Here is an 18,080-nt window from a genome sequence, read left to right on the forward strand (position 1 = left end):
GAGGAGGTCGGCGGCGTCGATCGCGACGTGACCCGGGGCGCGGACGACCTCGGTGATCGTGCCGTCCTCGGCCCACTCGCCCTCGACCGCCGCCAACGCCGCGATCGCGCCGTCCTGCACCGCGGCCGCGGCGTTGGCCACCGCCTGCGCGGCCGCGACGACGCAGGCCAGCTCCTCACGGGTCGCGGCGGTTCGCAGGGTCAGCTCGGCCAGTTCGGTGGACATCGACGCAAGGACGGCGGCCACGTCATGGTCGACGGCTGCGCCCATGACGTCGGCGCTCTGCCCGTGCTGGCTGTTCATGGCTCCCCCTTCCCCTGTGGGATCGAGCCTACCCGTTCAATACAGTTCGCACAAGTGTTCGAGTCTGCGAATGTCGCTGCATCACAGGCAAATTGGTGCGGTCCGTGCCTCGCGAGCACCGCGGTGAGGCACCTTCGGAGCGCAACCCCCTGCACTCCCATCCGCAGCGTCTAAGACGGGATCCCCCGAGAAGCCGGGCAGCCCGCGACACCGGCGCCGCGTCCTCGACCACGCATGAGCGCCGAACGGAGACGACCGGAGGAGGGTCAGCCCTTGAGGACGACCACCGTGTCGGCGACCTTGTCGTGCAGGGTCTGCCGCTTGGGGTCCCACAGCAGCCACGCGGGGTCGATGACGTTCAGCACCGTCGCCGCGACCCCGAGCAGCGGCACGAACGACATCGCGGACGCGAGCAGCGAGACGACCTGGCGCCGTAGCGCCGTGACGAGGCCGACCGGCTCGCCGTCACCCACCCGGCGCACCACCGTCCCGAGCAGCATCTTGCCCGGGGTCGCCGACTTCCAGGTGAGGAAGGCGACCTCGTAGACCAGGGTCACGACGAGGCTGACGACCGCCAGCGGGAGGATGGCCTCGGTGAAGTCGGTGACGAACGCACCCGCATCCGGCTGGGCGCCACCGCGAGCCGCGTTCGCGGCCTCGTCGACGTAGCGGTCGAGGACGCCCAGGGCGTCGCCCAGCCACGGGATCGCGACGATGACGCCGAGCGCACTGGCGATGACGGAGTCGAGGATCCGGGCGAGCAGCCGGCGCCACCACTCGGCGAGGACGGCGCCGTCGGGGAGGACGTCGGTGCGCGCGCCCATCGGACCCCCGTAGGGCGAGGCGCTGCCCCAGCCCTGCGGTGCGTTGCCGCCGGCCGGGGCGCGGCCACCCGGGGGCGTCCACCCGGACGAGCCGCCGGAACCGGCAGCCGGACCACCGGCGGCCCCACCACCGGTGACCGGCGGCTGGGGCTGGACGGCACGACCGATCGTCGACTGCTCCGCGGTCGGCGACCGTCGCGGGTTGGTGTGCGAGGTCCACACGATCCCGTCGAAGTACCGGAGCAGCTGGGGGTCGTCGGGGTCGTCGTACCAGCCCGGTCCGGTGGGGGTCTCGCTCATGGGGTCAGGGTCTCACGCACACCTGACCGCTCCGTGGCGCACCCCGTCTCCCGGTGTCGTGCCCGCTCGACGGACCCCTCGATGCCGCGGCCGCCGGGCCGTGGACGGCAGCGGCCGTTGACCCGTGCCCGGACGGGGCGGACGATCGACGGATGGCGCTGCGGCTCGGTCCCCACCTCATGTCCCTCACCGGCGAGCTGCGCTGGGAACCGGTGTCGCGTCGGGTCCGCGCCGACCTCGGCGGACTCCCTGTCCTCGACACCACCGACGCGGTGCTCGTGTGGGAGCCGCGCCGCGTCGTGCCGATGTACGCCGTCCCGCCGGAGGACGTCGCCGCCACCCTCGTCCCCCGTGACGCGACACCGCTGCCCGACCGCGCCCCGCCGGTCCTCGGGCCGGTCAACTTCGGCTGGCACACGACGCCCGGGCAGGCGTACGACGTCGTCGCCGGCGACCGGACCCTCGAGGACGCGGCGTTCGCCCCCGACGACCCGGACCTCGGGGGCCGCGTCGTCGTCGAGTGGGCGCCCTTCTCGTGGGTCGAGGAGGCCCACCCGGTGACCGGCCACCCGCACGACCCCTTCAAGCGGATCGACCTCCTGCCCAGCGACCGGCACGTCGTCATCCGGTTCGACGGGCGCGTCCTCGCCGACACGCGGCGTGCGGTCGCCCTCTGCGAGACCCACATCCCCACGCGGTGGTACCTCCACCACGACGACGTCGTCACCGACCTGCTCGTCGGGAGCGGTTCCACCTCCACGTGCGCCTACAAGGGCCACGCGTCGTACGTGTCCCTGGACCCCGCCGCGTTCCCCGACGCGGGCCCCGCGGGCGAGGACATCGCCTGGACCTACCGCCACCCTCTCGACGAGGTCGCCGCGATCCGCGGGATGCTCGCGTTCTGGAACGAGCGGGTCGACCTCGAGCTCGACGGCGTCGTCGTCCCGCGGCCGGTCACGCCGTGGTCGTCCCTGCGCGACGCACAACGCTTCTAGGAGGCCGCGCACGTCGCCGCGAGGGCGACCACCTCGTCGGCCACCTCCCCCGGCTCGAGCAGCAGGTGGAGGTGCAGCGCACCGGCCAGCACGTGGACCGGCCAGCCCCACGACCGTGCACGCCCGACCTCCTCGGCATAGGTCCCGCCGAACGCGAGGTAGCCACTGCGGCGCCCACGCCATCCCTCCGGGGCCCCGAGCCGGGAGCGCGCGTACGAGAGGGGGACCCGGGGCTCATCGGCACGGATCCGCTCCAGCAGAACGGGATCCGGCACGACGGGGGCGATGTCCTCCTCGTCCCACCAGCGCGTCCACGGTGGAAGGAAGGCATCGTCGTCGGCCATCGCGGCGAGGGCGTCGAGCAGGGCCGCGGGCGCGAGCGTGGCGTCGCCGGAGTCGGGAGGCAGCGCCGCATCGGCATAGAGGACGACGGCCCCGGGCGGCGCGACGGCCGCCGCGTACCGCCCGGCGTTGCTGTGGGCGACGACGACGTCGGGCGAGGCCCGGGCGGCGTCGGCACCGAACGCGTCCAGCACCGCCGCGGCATCCAGGGGCGCGGCGGGAGGTGACGAGACGGCGACGCCCCACCCGCGGCGCCCGAGGGCGTCCGCGAGCGGGGCGTACACGTGGGTCGGCAGGAACGGGCTGGGGAGGACGAGGGCGGACGTCACCGCCCCATCATCCGTCGCCGCGCGGCCCCCCGCCCGCGACGGGCGAGCTCAGAGGTTGCCGCGCTTGTCCTGCTCGCGCTCGATGGACTCGAAGAGCGCCTTGAAGTTGCCCTTGCCGAAGCCGAGCGAGCCGTGTCGCTCGATGACCTCGAAGAAGACGGTCGGGCGGTCGCCGAGCGGCTTGGTGAAGATCTGGAGCAGGTAGCCGTCCTCGTCGCGGTCGACGAGGATCCTGCGCGACTTCAGCTCCTCGATCGGCACGCGCACCTCACCGATGCGCGCGCGCAGCTCGGGGTCGTCGTAGTAGGCGTCGGGGGTGTCGAGGAACTCCACACCCTCCTTCCGCAGCTCGTCGACGGTGCGCAGGATGTCGTTGGTCGCCAGCGCGAGGTGCTGGGCGCCCGGGCCGCCGTAGAACTCGAGGTACTCGTCGATCTGGCTCTTGCGGGCCGCGATCGCCGGCTCGTTGAGGGGGAACTTCACGCGGTGGTTCCCGTTGGCGACGACCTTGCTCATCAGCGCCGAGTAGTCGGTGGCGATGTCGTCGCCGATGAACTCGGCCATGTTCACGAAGCCCATGACCCGGTTGTAGAACGAGACCCACTCGTCCATCTTCCCGAGCTCGACGTTGCCGACGATGTGGTCGAGCGCCTGGAACAGTCGCTTGGGGGCGCCCTCGCGCTTGGCGTAGGTCGAGGACGCGGCGACGTAGCCGGGGAGGTACGGACCGTCGTAGGTGACACCGTCGACCTGACGCTGCACCAGCGTGTGGCGGGTCTCGCCGTACGTGGCGATGGCCGCCACGCGAACCGTGCCGTGCTCGTCGGTGAGGTCCTCCGGCTCCTGGAGGACGCGGGCGCCGGCACGGCGGGCCTGCTCGATGCAGCGGTCGACGTCGGGGACCTCGAGGGAGATGTCGACGACGCCGTCACCGTGCTTGGCGTGGTGGGCGACGAGCGGGCTGTCGGCCGTGACCGCGCCCTTGACGACGAAGCGGATGGAGCCGGACTTGAGGACGAACGCCTTGTGGTCGCGCACGCCGTGCTCGGGTCCGGTGTAGCCGACGAGCTCCATGCCCCACGCGGACTGGTAGTAGTGCGCGGTCTGGGTGGCGTTGCCGACGACGAAGACGATGGCGTCCCAGCCGGTGACCGGGAACGGGTCCCGGGTCTCGTCGTAGTCGACGAGGCCGACGAGCTGCTTGAGCTGCTGGAGGTCCAGGCCCGCCTGGCGCTCCTGCTCGGTGAGGTCGAGGTGGCTGGGAGACGTCGTCGTCGTGTCGGTCATGCCGACACTGTGGGCGAGGCGGGCAGCCTGTGCAACGGGAGCGGTTTCGGTTGGTCAGGATGCCCAGACACTTGTCGGGCGGGGTGGGCATGACGAACAATGTGACCATGGCTCGCCAGACCGGCGTCGACGACCTCGACGCCCGCCTCATCGCCCTGTTCACCGCCGACCCGCACGTCGGCGTCCTCGGGGCGTCCCGCACGCTCGGCGTGGCGCGGGGCACCGTCCAGGCCCGGCTGGACCGACTCCAGGAGCGCGGCGTCATCAAGAGCTTCGCACCGCAGGTCGACACCGGCGCCCTCGGCTACCCGGTCACCGCCTTCTGCACGCTCGAGATCCGGCAGCGGCAGGGCCATGCGCCCGTCGTCGCCCACCTCTCGGCGATCCCCGAGGTGCTCGAGATCCACTCGATCACCGGCGTCGGCGACCTCGTCGTGCGGATCGTCGCCCGCGACAACGCCGACCTGGGCCGCGTCATCGACGAGATCATCGACGACACGCACGTCCTGCGGGCGAACACCGCGATCTGCCTCGTCACCCACCTCGACCACCGCACCGGACCCCTCGTCGACGCGGCGGCGAGGAGTGCGCCCGACACCCCCTGACCCCGACCGCGCGGCGTCAGGACTCGAGGGCCTGCATGAGGGCGAACGGCAGGTAGATCCCCGCGATGAGCAGCACCCACGCGAGGACGAGCACGCCGTAGCCCTTCGCCACGCTCGGGTCGCGCTCGCGGATGGCACGCAGCCGGCGACGGTGGCCGTGGACGGTGAGGGCGAACGAGGCGCCGAAGAACAGCAGCGCCAGCAGCGGCTCCCACCGCTCGCTGAGCACCGACACCCCGACGAACACCGCGGAGAAGCTCACCGCGGCGGCGTAGAGCAGCAGCGTGGGACGCAGCAGGGCCCACTTCTCGAGGTCGCGGGCGTCCTCGCGGGCCGCCGGCGCCGAGGCACCCTCGGGACGCACCGGATCGCTCACCAGGTGCCCCCGGTCGGCGGGGCGGGCCGCGTGGGCGGCGGCGGAGGGGGCGGCGCGGCACCCGGGCCGTCGACGTCGCTCCAGTCGCCGGGATCACCGTCGGCGTCGCGCAGGGTCGCGACCGAGCGGTAGGCCTCGCGGAACTCGGGGTCCTCCCGCTCGAGCCGGTCGACGGTCTCGCGCAGGGTGCCGGTGACCTCGGCGCGCACCGCCACGGCGCTCGGGTGCGAGTCGCGGCCGGAGACGACGTCACGCCAGGTCGTCTCGCCCCGGTCGAGGCGACGCTGCAGCTCCTGGCGCTCCGGCCCGAGCTCGCCGGAGCGCGCGGCCCGGTCGTACTCCTCGCGCGAGTTCTCGCTCTCGGCGGCGCGCACCTCGGTGCGGATGGTCTCGAGCGCGGCGTTCACCTCGTCGACCTGCTGCTCGATGCCGGCGAGGAGGTCCTCGAGCTCGCGCGCGCTCTGCTGCATCTCGATGAGGAGCTCGTCGGCCTCGCGCTCGACGCTGCCGCGGTGGCTGTCGGTCATCGGTCCCGTCCTGTCAGAAGCCCGCGTCTGCGGTGTCGTCGGCGTGGTTGCCCGCGGAGGCCTGCCGGGCCGCCACGACCGGCAGCATGAAGAAGGTGTTCATCACCTTCCACAAGGTGGCCATGACCGCGCACGCCTTGAAGATGGGTGGGAGGACGTCGCTGAGGCTGTCGATGAGCCGCACGGCGTGACGGATCGTCTCGACCGCCTTGCGCAGGCCACCGCCGAGGGTGATGAGCTCCTTGAGGAACTTGGCGACCGTCATCGACAGCAGGATCTCCTCGACGATCGACAGTGCCGACGCCACGGCCGCGACGATCGACTTGGTCGCCGCGAGCATGTTGCCGAGCTGGCGCTCCATGAGCCGCAGCGCCTGCGCCTGCTTGGCGTGACCGCGGGCCATCTCGCCGAGCTTGTCCTCGGCGCGGGTGGCGGCCGGGGCGACCCACGTCGAGGCGACCGAGCCCTTGAGCGTGCGGTAGTTCTCGGCGATGACGTCGATGCCGCTGGCGAGCCGGCCCCACGTGTTCTTCATGTCGTCGATCGAGTTGAAGTCGCCGGCGATGGGTTTCATGATCAGCTCGAGGAGGGAGAAGCCGAGCTTCTCGCACATCCACTCGATGCCCTGGAGGATCAGGCCGCAGTTGCCCTTGATCTCGTCGATCATCCGCCCGTAGGCGTCGCTGCCCTCCGACGCCCTGAGGAACGCGCTGGGGTCCTGGATCGCGATGGCGCTCACTTGCCGTACCGCCTCTCGAACTCCTCGTAGTCGTCGATGTCCTCGCTCGCGTCGGACGCGTCCTGGCCGGCCTGGTAGGTGTCCTGGAACTCACCGGCGAGCGCGACCGGCGCCGTGGGGTTCGCGGTGAGCCCGTGCATGTGGCCGGGGGTGGAGCCGGGGAGGTCGACGTCGGCCTGGTCGGCGATGTCGTCGGCCAGCCCGGCGAGGCCGGCGACGTTCTTGTCCTCGGTGGTGATGGGCGGGCCGCCGGGGGTCTGCAGCCCACCGCCCGGGCCCATCGAGGCCGTCGGGGCCATGTTGACGGTGACGTCGATGCCCGACAGGCGCGTGGAGGCCTCGAGGTCGCGGTCGCGGTAGGTGTCGCGGTTGGCGCGGATCGTCTCGGCGACCGACGCGGCACACAGGCGCGCGTCCTCGAGGCCGGCGAGGACGTGCCCGTGGGCCTCCTCGTACGTGCCCTGGAAGACCTCCATGAAGCCGCAGAAGGCGCCGAAGTCGCCACAGCCCTCGGCGACGAGCGAGCGGGCGCTGCTGACGAACTCCTCCTGCCGGTCGACGGCGCGCGCGAGCGCGCCCATGCCGGCGTAGTTGACCTCGATGTCGGTCATCGTTCTCCCCTCGTGTGTCGTCCGATCCTGCCGACTCCCCCGGCCACCGCGCGATGGGGAGCGCTCCCCGCCGCGGACGGCCAGCCTATCCGGGGAGGGGCCTGCCGATCAGCGACGCCCCACGAACCACTGCCGGATCTTCGCGACGCGCTCGGTGACCTGGTCGCTCGTCGCGGTCGCGAGCTCGGGTCCGCCGCAGGCGCGGCGGAGGTCGAGGTGGATGCTCGCGTGCGGGCTGCCGGTCTTGGCCGAGTAGGCCGCGACGAGCTTGTTCAGCTCCTTGCGCTGGGCGGCGAGCGCGCGGTGGGCGGCGACCGGGGTCGGTCCCGACGTCGCGGGCGCCGGGCGCCCTCCGGACCTCGCCTGCCTGGCCTGCCGCTCGCGCAGCAGCGTGGCGACCTGGTCGGGCTCGAGCAGGCCGGGGAGGCCCAGGTAGTCCTGCTCCTCCTCGGACCCGACCTCGGCGTGGAGCCCGAACTGGGTCTTGTCGAACAGCACGTGGTCGAAGTGCGCGTCCGACTCCAGCGCCTCGAAGCCCGTCTCCTCCAGCCCCACCGTCGGGTCGGCGCGGTTGGCGGCGGCGATCATCCCCTCCTCCTCGGCCCACAGCGAGGCCTCGGACTCGTCGGAGGTCGGGCGGTTCAGCGCGTGGTCGCGCTCCTCCTCCATCGTCGCGGCGTGGGTGAGGATGACGGGAACCGACGGGAGGAAGACCGACGCCGTCTCGCCGCGCCTGCGGGCCCGCACGAACCGTCCGACGGCCTGTGCGAAGAACAGCGGCGTCGAGGTGGAGGTCGCGTAGACGCCGACGCACAGGCGCGGCACGTCGACGCCCTCGGAGACCATCCGGACCGCGACCATCCAGCGCTGGGTCCCGGTCGCGAACTCCTCGATGCGCTCGCTGGCCCCGGCGTCGTCGGAGAGGACGACCGTCGTCGCCTCGCCGGTGATCTCGCGCAGGATCCTCGCGTACGCGCGGGCGCTGTTCTGGTTCGACGCGATGACGAGGCCGCCGGCGTCCGGCACGTGCCGGCGCACCTCGGTGAGGCGCACGTCGGCGGCCGCGAGCACCGAGGGCACCCACTCGCCCCTGGGGTCCAGTGCGGTGCGCCAGGCGTGGGCGGTCTGGTCCTTCGTCATCGGCTCGCCGAGGCGGGCGGCGATCTCGTCACCGGCCTTGGTGCGCCAGCGCATCGCACCGCCGTAGGCGAGGAAGATGACGGGCCGCACCACCCCGTCACGCAGGGCGGGTGCGTACCCGTAGGAGTAGTCGGAGGCCGAGCGCAGGATGCCGTCGTGGCCCATCTCGTAGCGGACGAACGGGATGGGGTTGGCGTCGGAGCGGAAGGGCGTCCCGGTCAGGGACAGGCGGCGCGTCGCGGGCTCGAAGGCCTCGCGGATGCCGTCGCCCCAGGACTTCGCGTCACCGCCGTGGTGGATCTCGTCGAGGATGACGAGCGTCGGTTCGCCCTCGGTGCGACGGCGGTGCAGCCCGGGGTTGACGCCGACCTGGGCGTAGGTGAGGGCCACGCCGTCGTACTCGGAGGACTGCACGCCGACCGAGTTCGAGAACGAGGGGTTGAGGTGGATGCCGACCCGTGCGGCGGCATCGGCCCACTGGGTCTTGAGGTGCTCGGTGGGCGCCACGACCGTGACGGCGCGGACCACGCCGCGGTCGAGCAGCTCGGTGGCGATGCGCAGGGCGTAGGTCGTCTTGCCGGCGCCCGGGGTCGCCACGGCGAGGAAGTCCTTGGCGTCCTTGTGCAGGTACAGCGCCAGGGCCTGCTCCTGCCACGCACGGAGCTTCCCGGCGGTGCCCCAGGCGGCGCGCTCGGGGAAGGCGGGAGAGAGGTGCTCGGCTGCAGAGGTACTCATGGGCGACGGCCACCCTAACCTCCGCCGGAGGCGACACACCGAAGGCCCCGGCGTTTCCGCGCCGGGGCCCTCGGTGTGCTATCCGGGACAGTGATCCTGCTGCCCCGCAACGGAACTGGTCAGGCGCGGTACGCCGTCCAGGCGGTCTGCATGCGGGCGTTCTGTCCGGCGGTGAAGTGGTCCATGCAGGAGTCGTAGGTGTAGTCCATGAAGTTGCGGATCGGGTCGAGCCCACCGCCCGCGCAGCTGTCGCGCCCGACGGGGCACTGGTAGGCGGGCGAGGCCTCGGGCGCGGTGTCGGCCACCTCGTCACCGGAGCCGGTGCAGCCGCCCTGGAACGTGTGGTAGAGGTTCAGCCAGTGCCCGACCTCGTGGGTCCCCGTGTCGCCCTGGTTGTAGTTCGTCGCCGAGCCGCCGGGCAGGGAGGCGTCGAGGAGCACGACGCCGTCGTAGCTGTCGTAGCTGGCCTTGGGGAAGGTCGCCCAGCCGAGCAGGCTGTTCGACAGCTTGGCCGTGTAGATGTTCAGGGCGCCCATGTCGCCCTGGCGCAGCGCCCTCTTCATGTCGCGCTCGTTCTTCGAGCCCGAGCGCAGGTTGGTGTACCAGCGCGAGTTGACCGTGGTCTCGGTGCCGGCGAGGTAGAAGTCGAAGCCGGCCGGGGCGAAGGCGGCGTCGAGCACGGCGATCTGCTGGTTGATCTGCGTCGCCGAGACCTTGCCGTTCGTGCCGTCGGTGATGACGTGGAAGTACACCGGCACCTGGACGGCGAAGGCCGTGGCCGCGGCGGCCCCGGTCGTCGCGTCGACGGCCTGGCCCTTCGCGTTCCTCGTCAGGCCCTTGGCGGCGAGCGCGCGGGTCAGCGCGGCCTCGTTGGCCTTGACCTGCTCGGCGGTGAGGTCGTTGGTGTCCTTGGCCTGACCGGTCCCGCGGGCTCCCTCGTGGGAGACGCACTCGGCCTCGACCGACGCCTCCCCGGCCATCGGCCGGGCCGAGGCGGAGGTGGCGGGAATCGTCGCGGCGCCGAGGACGAGTGCGGCGACGGCGGCCAGTGTTCGTGCAGTCATGGTGACCCTCCGGTGGGCCGCATCCCCTGTGGTGCGGGCTTCCGGCACCCTAGGCCCGCGGCGGTCGGGCGCGGGTCTGGTTCGGGTAAAAGGTCGGTCAGCGCGCCCGGCTCAGGCCCGGTAGGCCAGCCAGGCCAGCCTCATCCGCGAGCCCTGACCGCGCGTGAAGTGGTCCATGCACGTGTCGTACGTGTAGTCCATGAAGTTCCTGATGGGGTCCAGCCCTGCGGCAGCGCAGCTGTCCCGGCCCGTGGGGCACTGGTACGCGGGCGAGGCCTCGGCCGGGGTGTCGTCGACGTAGTCGCCGGGGGCGGAGCACCCGCCCTGGAACGTGTGATAGAGGTTCAGCCAGTGCCCGACCTCGTGCGTGCCGGTGTCGCCCTTGTTGTAGTTCGCCAGGCTGCCGCCGGGCACCGAGGTGTCGCGCAGGACGACGCCGTCGTTGACGTTGTAGCTCGAGGTCGGGAAGGTCGCCCAGCCGAGCAGCCCGGCCGAGAGGTCGGCGCTGTAGATGTTGAGGTCGCCCATGTCGCCCTGGCGCAGCGCGACCTTCATGTCCTGCTCCTCCTGCGAACCGCGGGCGAGGGCGGTGTACCAGGCGGAGCTGGTCGTGCGGGTCACGGCCTTGAGCGTGAACCGGAACCCGCTCGAGGCGAACGCGTCGTCGAGGACGTCGACCTGGTCGACCACCTGCTGCTGGGTCAGCTGGCCGTTGGTGCCGTCGGAGATGACGTGGAAGTAGACGTCGATCGTGGCGACCGGGAGCCGGCCGACCCCGATCTTGCGCTGGTGCGGCCCGGCGACCCAGGCCCGCTCCGCGGCGGTGAGGTCGGCACGGGCCACCGCCTGGGTGAGCTGGGTCTCGCGCAGGCGGGCCTGCCGGGCCGTGAGGGTGCTCGGGTCCTTGTGCCAGCCCCGACCGCGCGTGGTGCGGGCACCGACCTCGGGGTCCTCGCACTCCTGCTCCCCCGCGGAGTGCTCGGCGTGGTCGGCGTCCAGGGACACCGCTGCCGCGGTCGGCGCGAGGGCCGACACCGGTGCCGCGAACGGCACGGCGAGCGTGCCGACGACGAGTGCGGCGAACGACGCCGACAGACGCACGGACATGAGAGAACCCCCTGAACCCTTGGCCCCCGGCGAGGGCTCGCATCGGACGAGACGTGCAGGAGCCAACTCTACGGCCCCCCACGGCCCACGGTCAGCCGTTCGGGGGCAACCGGACCGACCTCACTCGCCGCCGTCCTCCGGCGGGCGCAGGCCCTCGTAGATCTCCTTGCAGGTCGGGCACACCGGGAAGCGGTTCGGGTCGCGCCCGGGGACCCAGACCTTTCCGCAGAGCGCCGTCACCGGCTCGCCGGAGAGTGCGCTCTCGAGGATCTTCTCCTTGCGCACGTAGTGGGCGAACCGCTCGTGGTCGCCCGGCTCGGCGACCTGGGGCACCGTCTCGGTGCGCTCGAGGACGGCCGTCTGCGTCTGCGGCTGCCCGCCGGGGGCGTTGGGGTCGTCCAGCGGGGGCATCGGCTCGCTCATCCCCCGAGTCTAGGCGCGCCGCGCCGGGGGTCGGCGGGGAGTGCCGTCGGGGTGATGGCACGGGCCGGGCTCCCCACGACGGACCGTGGCCCGTCGGGGTCAGTTCATCGCGGGGTCGCTGGGGAACCACGCGACCCAGCGCAGCGGGTCGCCCTGGCGCCGGAGCACCGAGCGCCACAGGTCGTCCGGCGCGCCGGTGAACGCGTCGGCGCTCTCGGAGTCGACGACGTACCAGGAGCCGGTGCGCACCTCGTCCTCGAGCTGGCCCGGCGACCACCCCGCGTACCCGGCGAAGATCCGCAGACCCGCGACCTCGGGGACGACGAGCAGCGGCGGGGTGTCGAGGTCGACGAGGGCGACCGACCCGAAGAGCCGGCGCACCCCCGTCGGCTCCGGCGAGTCACCGGGCACCGCGACGAGGCCGAGGGCGGAGTCGAGCTGGACGGGGCCGCCCTGGAAGACCTTCGCCGGCGCGGTGGCGTGCTCCTCCCATCCGGGCAGGACGGAGTCGACGTCGGCGTCGATGGGACGGTTGAGGACGAGACCCTGGGCGCCGTCGTCGTCGTGGTGCAGCACGAGGACGACCGAGCGCCGGAAGACGCCCTCCTCGATCTGCGGCGTCGCGACGAGGAGGCGACCGGTGTGGGTCTCGCTCACCCCTCCATTCTGCCCCGGCGGTCACCGGCGCGTCCGGCACCTGAGTCACGTCCCTCGCGGCGCGCAGCGCCCGCCGGGCGGCCGAACCTGCCACCGGGACGACCCCCGCGCGGACCACCCGGACGACCGCCACCGCGGCGCTTCGGGTTGCCCTCGAGGATCGGGCGCCAGACCTCGTCGGCGACCGGGATGCCGCTCGGTGCACGGCCACCCATGGCCTGCACCGTGGCGTCGCCCGGCGTGACCTTGGCGGTCTGCGCCTCGGCGCCGGCGCCCTCGATGATGCGGGTCACCATCTTGCGCTGGTGCGGCAGCGCGAGCATGACGACCGCACCCTCCTCACCGGCGCGCGCGGTGCGCCCGGCTCGATGGAGGTAGTCCTTGTGGTCGGTCGGCGGGTCGACCTGGACGACCATGCCGACGTCGTCGACGTGGATGCCGCGGGCCGCGACGTCGGTGGCGACGAGGACGTTCATCGACCCGTCGCGGAACGCGCCGAGCACGCGGTTGCGCACGGCCTGCGAGAGCCCACCGTGCAGCGACGCGGCGAGGACGCCGCGGTCACGCAGCTCCCCGGCGATGCGGTCCGAGCCGAGCTGGGTCCGCGCGAAGACGATGACGCGGCCGCCGCGGCCGGCGAGCTCGGCCGTCATGGCCTTCTTGTCCTGCGGGTCGATGAGGAGCACGTGGTGGCTCATCGTCGTGACGGCGGCCTGGGCCTCGTCGGTGGAGTGGGTGACCGGGTCGACGAGGTAGCGCTCGACGAGGGTGTCGATGCCCTTGTCGAGGGTCGCCGAGAACAGCAGGCGCTGGCCGCCGGCGGGGACCTCGTCGAGGATCGCGGTGACCTCGGGGAGGAAGCCCATGTCGGCCATGTGGTCGGCCTCGTCGAGGACGGCGATCTCCACGCCGCCGAGCTCGACCGCGCCGCGCTCCATGAGGTCCGCGAGGCGGCCCGGGGTCGCGACGAGGATGTCGAGGCCCTTGGCGAGCGCCTTGATCTGCGGTTCGTAGGACAGGCCGCCGGCGACGAGCTTGTGGCGCAGGCCGGAGACGTGGACGAACGGCTCGAGGGCGTCGCTCACCTGCATCGCGAGCTCACGGGTCGGCACGAGGACGAGCGAGCGCGGGCGCTTGCTCTCCGGGCGCGGGCCACCGCTGAGGTTGGCGATCATCGACAGGCCGAAGGCGAGGGTCTTGCCCGAGCCGGTACGGCCCCGGCCCAGGACGTCGCGCCCGGCGAGGGCGTCGGGGATCGTCGCGGCCTGGATCGGGAACGGGTCGGCGATGCCGTCGCGGGCGAGCCGCTCGACGAGGACCTGGGGCAGGCCCAGGGCGGCGAAGCCGTTGTCCGCGGTGACCTCCTTGGCGTCACCGGCGGTCGAGGTGTACGTGGTCCAGGTGTCGGCCTCGGCACGCTGCGCCTCGGCCTCCTCGAAGGTCAGGGGTCGCTCGTCGTCGGCGGGACGCGAGAAGCGGTCGTCGCGGCGGTCGAACCCGCGGTCGTCGCGACGCTGGTAGCCGCCACGGTCGTCGCGACGCTGGTAACCGCCACGGTCCGAGCCACGGTCGTCGCGACGCTGGTAGCCGCCACGGTCCGAGCCACGGTCGTCACGACGCTGGTACCCACCACGGTCCTCACGGGGCGGGAACCCGCCACGGTCGTCGCGACGCTGGTAGCCGCCACGGTCCGAGCCACGGTCGTCGCGACGCTGGTAGCCGCCACGGTCCGAGCCACGGTCGTCACGACGCTGGTACCCACCACGGTCCTCACGGGGCGGGAACCCGCCACGGTCGTCGCGCTGCTGGTAGCCGCCGCGGTCGAACCCGCGGTCGGTGTGCCGGCCCTCGTGACGGTCGCGGCGGACCGGGTCGGCCACGCGCGGTGCACGGTCGCGGACGGGGCGCTCGCCTCGCTCGCGGCGCGGGCGCTCGTCGTGGGGGCGGTGGACGTGGCGGTCGTCGCGGTCGGAGACCCAGCGCTTCGGGCGCTCCGTGCGGGAGTCGTCGCGGCGTGCGTCCTCGCGGCGGTCCTCGCGTGCGGGGCGGTCGCCGCGGCGCGGGTCCTCGCGGTCCCAGCGCGGCGAGCGCTCGGCACGGGGGCGCTTGGCGTAGCCCTCGCCGTCGCGGGAGTCGCCGCGGGCGGCGCGCTTCGGGGCGCTGCGGGGGCCGTCGGGCTGGCCGCGGTGGGTCTTCTTGGGACCCTTGCGGGCGTCCGACTTCTGGGCAGCGGTCCAACGGGCCTTCGGCCCGGATGCCTTCTTGGGCATGGGGAGGTTCACCTTACGTTTCGTCATCGATCGGTCGAGAGACAGACACGTCTCCGGCCGGTGGCGAAACAGCGAGCAAGACGAGCCTCGGACCCTGATGGTCCGTGTGGGCCGGTTCGACGGGTGTGTCACCGGCGCGACGAGGTGGGAGGTCGATCGGGGCCGCGCTCTGCGGCCGGATGGGGCGCGGCCATGCACCCGCCACCTCGTGGGATCCCGAGTCTACCAGCGGGCCGACCTCCTCCCGACCACGCCCCTTCCCTCGGTCGAGGTGTTCCGGCGGCTTCAGGGACCGGTCGAATACCTCGACCGCGGCGGGCTCCGGCGCAGGATCCCGGTCGCGACGAGGACGCCGAGCGCCACCCCGAGCGCGTCGGCCGCGGCGTCGAACGGGTCACCGGACCGCAGGGGCAGCAGCGTCCCCTGGACGACCTCGCTGAGGCCCGCGTGGGCGAGGAAGGCCCCGGCGACGAGCGACGGGCGGCCCGTGACGAGCACCGCGAGCGCGACGGGCACGAGAAAGACGAGGACGTGGGCAGCCTTGTCCGAGTGCGGGAACGGTGCCGCGCCCGCCCCCGCGGGGGCGTAGAGGACGACGAGCTGGACGAGGACCGCGACCGCGAGCGCGACCCGGGTCCCTCGAGTCGCCCGCGTCGTGCGGGGCGACCCCGACCCGGCCTCGGTCACGCCTCCACGCGCTGGGCGACCGCTGCCTTGACCGCCTCCGAGACGACGGTCGTGACGTCGGGGTGGAACACGCTCGGGATGATGTAGGTCGCGTTGCGCTCGTCGTCCTTGACGACCCCGGCGAGGGCGTCGGCGGCGGCGAGCATGACGTCGAGCGTGATGTGCGCCACCCCGGAGTCGATGAGCCCGCGGAACACCCCGGGGAACACGAGGACGTTGTTGATCTGGTTCGCGAAGTCGGACCGGCCGGTCGCGACGACCGCCGCGTGCCGCGCGGCGACGTCGGGGTCGATCTCGGGCGTCGGGTTCGCCATCGCGAAGACGACGCTGTCCGGCGCCATCGACGCCACGGCCTCCTCGCTGAGGATGTGCGGGGCCGAGACGCCGAGGAAGACGTCGGCGCCGACCATCGCCTCGGCCAGCGTGCCGCTGATGTCGTCGGGGTTGGTGTGCGCCGCGATCCACGCGTGGTTCGGGTGGTCGCCGGAGAGGACGTCGGCGCGGCCCCGGTGGACGATGCCGTCGACGTCGGTGACGACGACGTGCTGGGCGCCCGCGTGGAGGAAGAGCTTGAGGATGGCGGTGCCCGCGGCGCCGGCCCCGCTCATGACGAGGCGGACGTCCTCGAGACGCTTGCCGACGACCTTGAGGGCGTTGCGCAGGGCGGCGAGCGCGACGATGGCCGTGCCGTGCTGGTCGTCGTGGAAGACCGGGATGTCGAGCTCCTCGCGCAGGCGGGCCTCGATCTCGAAGCACCGGGGTGCCGAGATGTCCTCGAGGTTGATGCCGGCGAAGACCGGGGAGATCGCCTTGACGGTGCGGATGATCTCCTCGGTGTCGGTGGTGTCGAGGCAGATCGGGAACGCGTCGATGTCGGCGAACCGCTTGAACAGCGCCGCCTTGCCCTCCATCACCGGGAGCGCCGCGAGCGGGCCGATGTCACCCAGGCCGAGCACCGCCGTCCCGTCCGTGACGACCGCGACGGTGTTGCGCTTGATCGTCAGCCGGCGGGCGTCCTCCGGGTTCTCCGCGATCGCCATGCAGACCCGCGCGACACCCGGCGTGTAGATGAGCGAGAGGTCGTCACGGGTGCGGATCGGCACCTTGGACTCGACGCGCAGCTTGCCGCCGAGGTGCATGAGGAAGGTGCGGTCCGAGACCCGGCCGATCTCGGCGCCCTCGACCTGGCGCATCGCCTCGACGATCTCGTTCGCGTGGTCGACGTCGCGGGTGAGCATCGTGAGGTCGATGCGGACCTTCGTCGCGCCGGAGGCGGTGACGTCGAGCCCGGTGACGACTCCCCCGGCGGCCTCGATGACGCCCGTCAGCTCGCTCACCGCGGTCGCGCGCGCGGGGATGATGAGGCGGACGGTGACGGAGTTGGCGATCGACGGAGCGGACGGCATGGGGTCGATTCAACCGGCTACCGGCGCGTAGACCGAACCGGCGGCACCGCCGTGGACACCACCCCTGTGGCGCCGCGACGCGGGCCGCTACCGTGACGCGCATGTCCGACCACGTGGAAGTCACCGGCGGTGGCGCCGCGAGTGCCGTGCCCGACGTCGTCGTCGTCGACGCCCGCATCCAGGCGCACGCGGACGACGTCGCGACGGCCCTCGCCGACGCCTCCGGGCGCGTCTCGCGGGCCCTGCAGGCGGCCGCCGACCACGGGGTCGCCGGCCACGACCGCAGCACCCGGGGCATCGGCGTCAACCCCCGGTGGGACCCGCAGGGACAGGGCGTCGTCGGCTACACCGCTTTCCAGGCGCTGCGCCTCGTCGTCCGCGACCGGGACCGCGTCGGCGACCTCCTCGGCGCCCTCGCCGGTGCCGCCGGTGACGCCTTCGGGCTCGACGGCGTCACCCTCGAGGTGTCCGACCGCGGTCCGCTCCAGGTCCTCGCGCGCGAGGCGGCCTTCGAGGACGCCCGGGCCCGCGCGACCCAGTACGCCGAGCTCGCCGGACGCCGGCTGGGACCGGTGCTGCGGGTGCGCGAGGGCGGCGGCCTCGAGCCACCGGTCCCCCGCTTCGCCCGGGCCGCGCTGGACTCCACGGGCGGGATGCCCGTCGAGGCCGGCGAGTCGAGCGTGACCGCCTCGGTCACCGTCCGCTTCGGGCTGGCCTGACATGGGCTGGGTCGACGCCCTGGGCTGGTTCGGGTCGGCGCTGCTCGTCTTCTCCCTCCTCCAGGCCCGCATCCTGCGCCTGCGCGTCCTCAACACGGTCGCCTGCGTCATCCTCGTCGTCTTCAACGCGGTGCTCGACGTCTGGCCGATGGTCGCGATGAACGTCGTGCTCGCCGCCATCAACCTGTGGTTCATCGCGCGGATGCTCCGCGAGCGCGGCGACGAGCGGGCCTACACCGTGCTGCCGGTCGGCGCCGACGACGCCTACCTCCAGCACTTCCTCGGTGTCCACCGCGCCGACATCGCCCGGTTCTTCCCCGGGTTCTCGGGCGCGCAGGGCGCCGCACGCTCGGCCTACCTCGTCCAGCACGGCGACGAGACGGCCGGCGTCATCGTCGTCCACGACGCCGGCGACGGCACGGCCCAGGTCGACCTCGACTACGTGACGCCGCGGTTTCGCGACTTCGCTCCCGGGGAGTTCGTCTTCCGCCGCTCGGGCCTGTTCACCGACGCCGGCTTCCGACGCGTGGTCACCGCGCCCGGCATGGTCGCGCCCTACTACGACCGGCTGGGCTTCACCCGCACCGGCGACCACTTCACCCTCGAGCTGGCCTGAGCCACCCGGGCCCTCCCG

The 18,080-nt window shown here is 72.9% G+C and carries 20 protein-coding genes; 4 read left to right on the forward strand and 16 right to left on the reverse strand.

Going from position 1 to position 18,080, the window contains the following annotated elements:
- Nucleotides 1–303, reverse strand: a 303-nt coding sequence (locus ACK8HX_RS14215) for a hypothetical protein (RefSeq protein ID WP_411941376.1), incomplete at its 3' end; no start/stop codon positions are given.
- 266 nt (nucleotides 304–569) lie between these two features.
- Complete coding sequence (locus ACK8HX_RS14220) at nucleotides 570–1,427, reverse strand: RDD family protein (RefSeq protein ID WP_411941377.1); 858 nt, start codon at nucleotides 1,425–1,427, stop codon at nucleotides 570–572.
- A 152-nt stretch (nucleotides 1,428–1,579) separates the two neighbouring features.
- On the opposite strand from ACK8HX_RS14220, the gene ACK8HX_RS14225 reads away from it, so the two are divergent.
- The gene (locus tag ACK8HX_RS14225; protein WP_411941378.1) at nucleotides 1,580–2,422 is read left to right on the forward strand and encodes a DUF427 domain-containing protein; all 843 of its coding nucleotides are present in this window, start codon (nucleotides 1,580–1,582) and stop codon (nucleotides 2,420–2,422) included.
- Here ACK8HX_RS14225 and ACK8HX_RS14230 read toward each other — a convergent pair.
- Entirely contained in the window at nucleotides 2,419–3,093 is a 675-nt protein-coding gene (locus tag ACK8HX_RS14230; protein ID WP_411941379.1) for a hypothetical protein, read from the reverse strand. The two genes, ACK8HX_RS14225 and ACK8HX_RS14230, sit on opposite strands and share 4 nt — an antisense overlap.
- 48 nt (nucleotides 3,094–3,141) lie before the next feature.
- Complete coding sequence (gene hppD, locus ACK8HX_RS14235) at nucleotides 3,142–4,380, reverse strand: 4-hydroxyphenylpyruvate dioxygenase (RefSeq protein WP_411941380.1); 1,239 nt, start codon at nucleotides 4,378–4,380, stop codon at nucleotides 3,142–3,144.
- A 107-nt stretch (nucleotides 4,381–4,487) separates the two neighbouring features.
- Here hppD and ACK8HX_RS14240 point away from each other — a divergent pair, with 107 nt between their 5' ends.
- Nucleotides 4,488–4,985 (forward strand): Lrp/AsnC family transcriptional regulator, encoded by a 498-nt coding sequence (locus tag ACK8HX_RS14240; protein WP_411941381.1) that lies wholly within the window; start codon nucleotides 4,488–4,490, stop codon nucleotides 4,983–4,985.
- Between the two features lie 16 nt (nucleotides 4,986–5,001).
- On the opposite strand, the gene ACK8HX_RS14245 is transcribed toward ACK8HX_RS14240, so the two are convergent.
- From ACK8HX_RS14245 to ACK8HX_RS14300, 12 genes are all read right to left on the reverse strand, one after another.
- Entirely contained in the window at nucleotides 5,002–5,361 is a 360-nt protein-coding gene (locus ACK8HX_RS14245) for a hypothetical protein (protein WP_411941382.1), read from the reverse strand.
- Nucleotides 5,358–5,888 (reverse strand): hypothetical protein, encoded by a 531-nt coding sequence (locus ACK8HX_RS14250; RefSeq protein ID WP_411941383.1) that lies wholly within the window; start codon nucleotides 5,886–5,888, stop codon nucleotides 5,358–5,360. Before ACK8HX_RS14250 ends, ACK8HX_RS14245 begins: the two co-directional genes overlap by 4 nt.
- 13 nt (nucleotides 5,889–5,901) lie before the next feature.
- Nucleotides 5,902–6,627, reverse strand: a complete 726-nt coding sequence (locus tag ACK8HX_RS14255; protein WP_411941384.1) for a hypothetical protein — start codon at nucleotides 6,625–6,627, stop codon at nucleotides 5,902–5,904.
- Nucleotides 6,624–7,238 (reverse strand): hypothetical protein, encoded by a 615-nt coding sequence (locus tag ACK8HX_RS14260; protein ID WP_411941385.1) that lies wholly within the window; start codon nucleotides 7,236–7,238, stop codon nucleotides 6,624–6,626. Before ACK8HX_RS14260 ends, ACK8HX_RS14255 begins: the two co-directional genes overlap by 4 nt.
- A 108-nt stretch (nucleotides 7,239–7,346) precedes the next feature.
- Nucleotides 7,347–9,113, reverse strand: a complete 1,767-nt coding sequence (locus ACK8HX_RS14265) for a DEAD/DEAH box helicase (RefSeq protein ID WP_411941386.1) — start codon at nucleotides 9,111–9,113, stop codon at nucleotides 7,347–7,349.
- A 119-nt stretch (nucleotides 9,114–9,232) separates the two neighbouring features.
- On the reverse strand, nucleotides 9,233–10,177 hold the full coding sequence (locus ACK8HX_RS14270; RefSeq protein ID WP_411941387.1) for a zinc metalloprotease: 945 nt from the start codon (nucleotides 10,175–10,177) through the stop codon (nucleotides 9,233–9,235).
- 111 nt (nucleotides 10,178–10,288) lie between these two features.
- Complete coding sequence (locus ACK8HX_RS14275; protein ID WP_411941388.1) at nucleotides 10,289–11,284, reverse strand: zinc metalloprotease; 996 nt, start codon at nucleotides 11,282–11,284, stop codon at nucleotides 10,289–10,291.
- 120 nt (nucleotides 11,285–11,404) lie between these two features.
- Entirely contained in the window at nucleotides 11,405–11,707 is a 303-nt protein-coding gene (locus ACK8HX_RS14280; protein ID WP_411941389.1) for a DUF3039 domain-containing protein, read from the reverse strand.
- Between the two features lie 99 nt (nucleotides 11,708–11,806).
- On the reverse strand, nucleotides 11,807–12,364 hold the full coding sequence (locus ACK8HX_RS14285; protein WP_411941390.1) for a YqgE/AlgH family protein: 558 nt from the start codon (nucleotides 12,362–12,364) through the stop codon (nucleotides 11,807–11,809).
- On the reverse strand, nucleotides 12,361–14,634 hold the full coding sequence (locus ACK8HX_RS14290) for a DEAD/DEAH box helicase (RefSeq protein WP_411941391.1): 2,274 nt from the start codon (nucleotides 14,632–14,634) through the stop codon (nucleotides 12,361–12,363). The genes ACK8HX_RS14285 and ACK8HX_RS14290 overlap by 4 nt, the downstream gene beginning before the upstream one ends.
- A 285-nt stretch (nucleotides 14,635–14,919) precedes the next feature.
- Nucleotides 14,920–15,321, reverse strand: coding sequence for a VanZ family protein (locus tag ACK8HX_RS14295; protein ID WP_411941392.1), 402 nt, complete (start codon nucleotides 15,319–15,321; stop codon nucleotides 14,920–14,922).
- A complete protein-coding gene (locus tag ACK8HX_RS14300) occupies nucleotides 15,318–16,727 on the reverse strand; it encodes an NAD-dependent malic enzyme (RefSeq protein ID WP_411941393.1) in 1,410 nt (469 codons plus the stop codon). The genes ACK8HX_RS14295 and ACK8HX_RS14300 overlap by 4 nt, the downstream gene beginning before the upstream one ends.
- A gap of 101 nt (nucleotides 16,728–16,828) precedes the next feature.
- Between ACK8HX_RS14300 and ACK8HX_RS14305 the strand changes: the two genes are divergently transcribed.
- Nucleotides 16,829–17,446 (forward strand): SIMPL domain-containing protein, encoded by a 618-nt coding sequence (locus ACK8HX_RS14305; protein WP_411941394.1) that lies wholly within the window; start codon nucleotides 16,829–16,831, stop codon nucleotides 17,444–17,446.
- Nucleotide 17,447: 1 nt separating this feature from the next.
- Nucleotides 17,448–18,062: a hypothetical protein gene (locus ACK8HX_RS14310; RefSeq protein WP_411941395.1), complete on the forward strand. Its 615-nt coding sequence runs from the start codon at nucleotides 17,448–17,450 to the stop codon at nucleotides 18,060–18,062.
- Nucleotides 18,063–18,080: the final 18 nt, after the last annotated feature.

The sequence above is a fragment of the Oryzobacter faecalis genome (assembly GCF_046764005.1).
Classification (GTDB): Bacteria; Actinomycetota; Actinomycetes; order Actinomycetales; family Dermatophilaceae; genus Oryzobacter; species Oryzobacter faecalis.

Bases quoted from the DNA above. Each gene is read 5' to 3' on its own strand.
- ACK8HX_RS14220 (WP_411941377.1), bottom strand. From the start codon at position 1,427: ATGAGCGAGACCCCCACCGGACCGGGCTGGTACGACGACCCCGACGAC.
- ACK8HX_RS14280 (WP_411941389.1), bottom strand. From the start codon at position 11,707: ATGAGCGAGCCGATGCCCCCGCTGGACGACCCCAACGCCCCCGGCGGG.
- ACK8HX_RS14275 (WP_411941388.1), bottom strand. From the start codon at position 11,284: ATGTCCGTGCGTCTGTCGGCGTCGTTCGCCGCACTCGTCGTCGGCACG.
- ACK8HX_RS14225 (WP_411941378.1), top strand. From the start codon at position 1,580: ATGGCGCTGCGGCTCGGTCCCCACCTCATGTCCCTCACCGGCGAGCTG.
- ACK8HX_RS14240 (WP_411941381.1), top strand. From the start codon at position 4,488: ATGGCTCGCCAGACCGGCGTCGACGACCTCGACGCCCGCCTCATCGCC.
- ACK8HX_RS14305 (WP_411941394.1), top strand. From the start codon at position 16,829: ATGTCCGACCACGTGGAAGTCACCGGCGGTGGCGCCGCGAGTGCCGTG.
- ACK8HX_RS14270 (WP_411941387.1), bottom strand. From the start codon at position 10,177: ATGACTGCACGAACACTGGCCGCCGTCGCCGCACTCGTCCTCGGCGCC.
- ACK8HX_RS14260 (WP_411941385.1), bottom strand. From the start codon at position 7,238: ATGACCGACATCGAGGTCAACTACGCCGGCATGGGCGCGCTCGCGCGC.
- ACK8HX_RS14290 (WP_411941391.1), bottom strand. From the start codon at position 14,634: ATGCCCAAGAAGGCATCCGGGCCGAAGGCCCGTTGGACCGCTGCCCAG.
- ACK8HX_RS14300 (WP_411941393.1), bottom strand. From the start codon at position 16,727: ATGCCGTCCGCTCCGTCGATCGCCAACTCCGTCACCGTCCGCCTCATC.
- ACK8HX_RS14265 (WP_411941386.1), bottom strand. From the start codon at position 9,113: ATGAGTACCTCTGCAGCCGAGCACCTCTCTCCCGCCTTCCCCGAGCGC.
- ACK8HX_RS14250 (WP_411941383.1), bottom strand. From the start codon at position 5,888: ATGACCGACAGCCACCGCGGCAGCGTCGAGCGCGAGGCCGACGAGCTC.
- ACK8HX_RS14310 (WP_411941395.1), top strand. From the start codon at position 17,448: ATGGGCTGGGTCGACGCCCTGGGCTGGTTCGGGTCGGCGCTGCTCGTC.
- hppD (WP_411941380.1), bottom strand. From the start codon at position 4,380: ATGACCGACACGACGACGACGTCTCCCAGCCACCTCGACCTCACCGAG.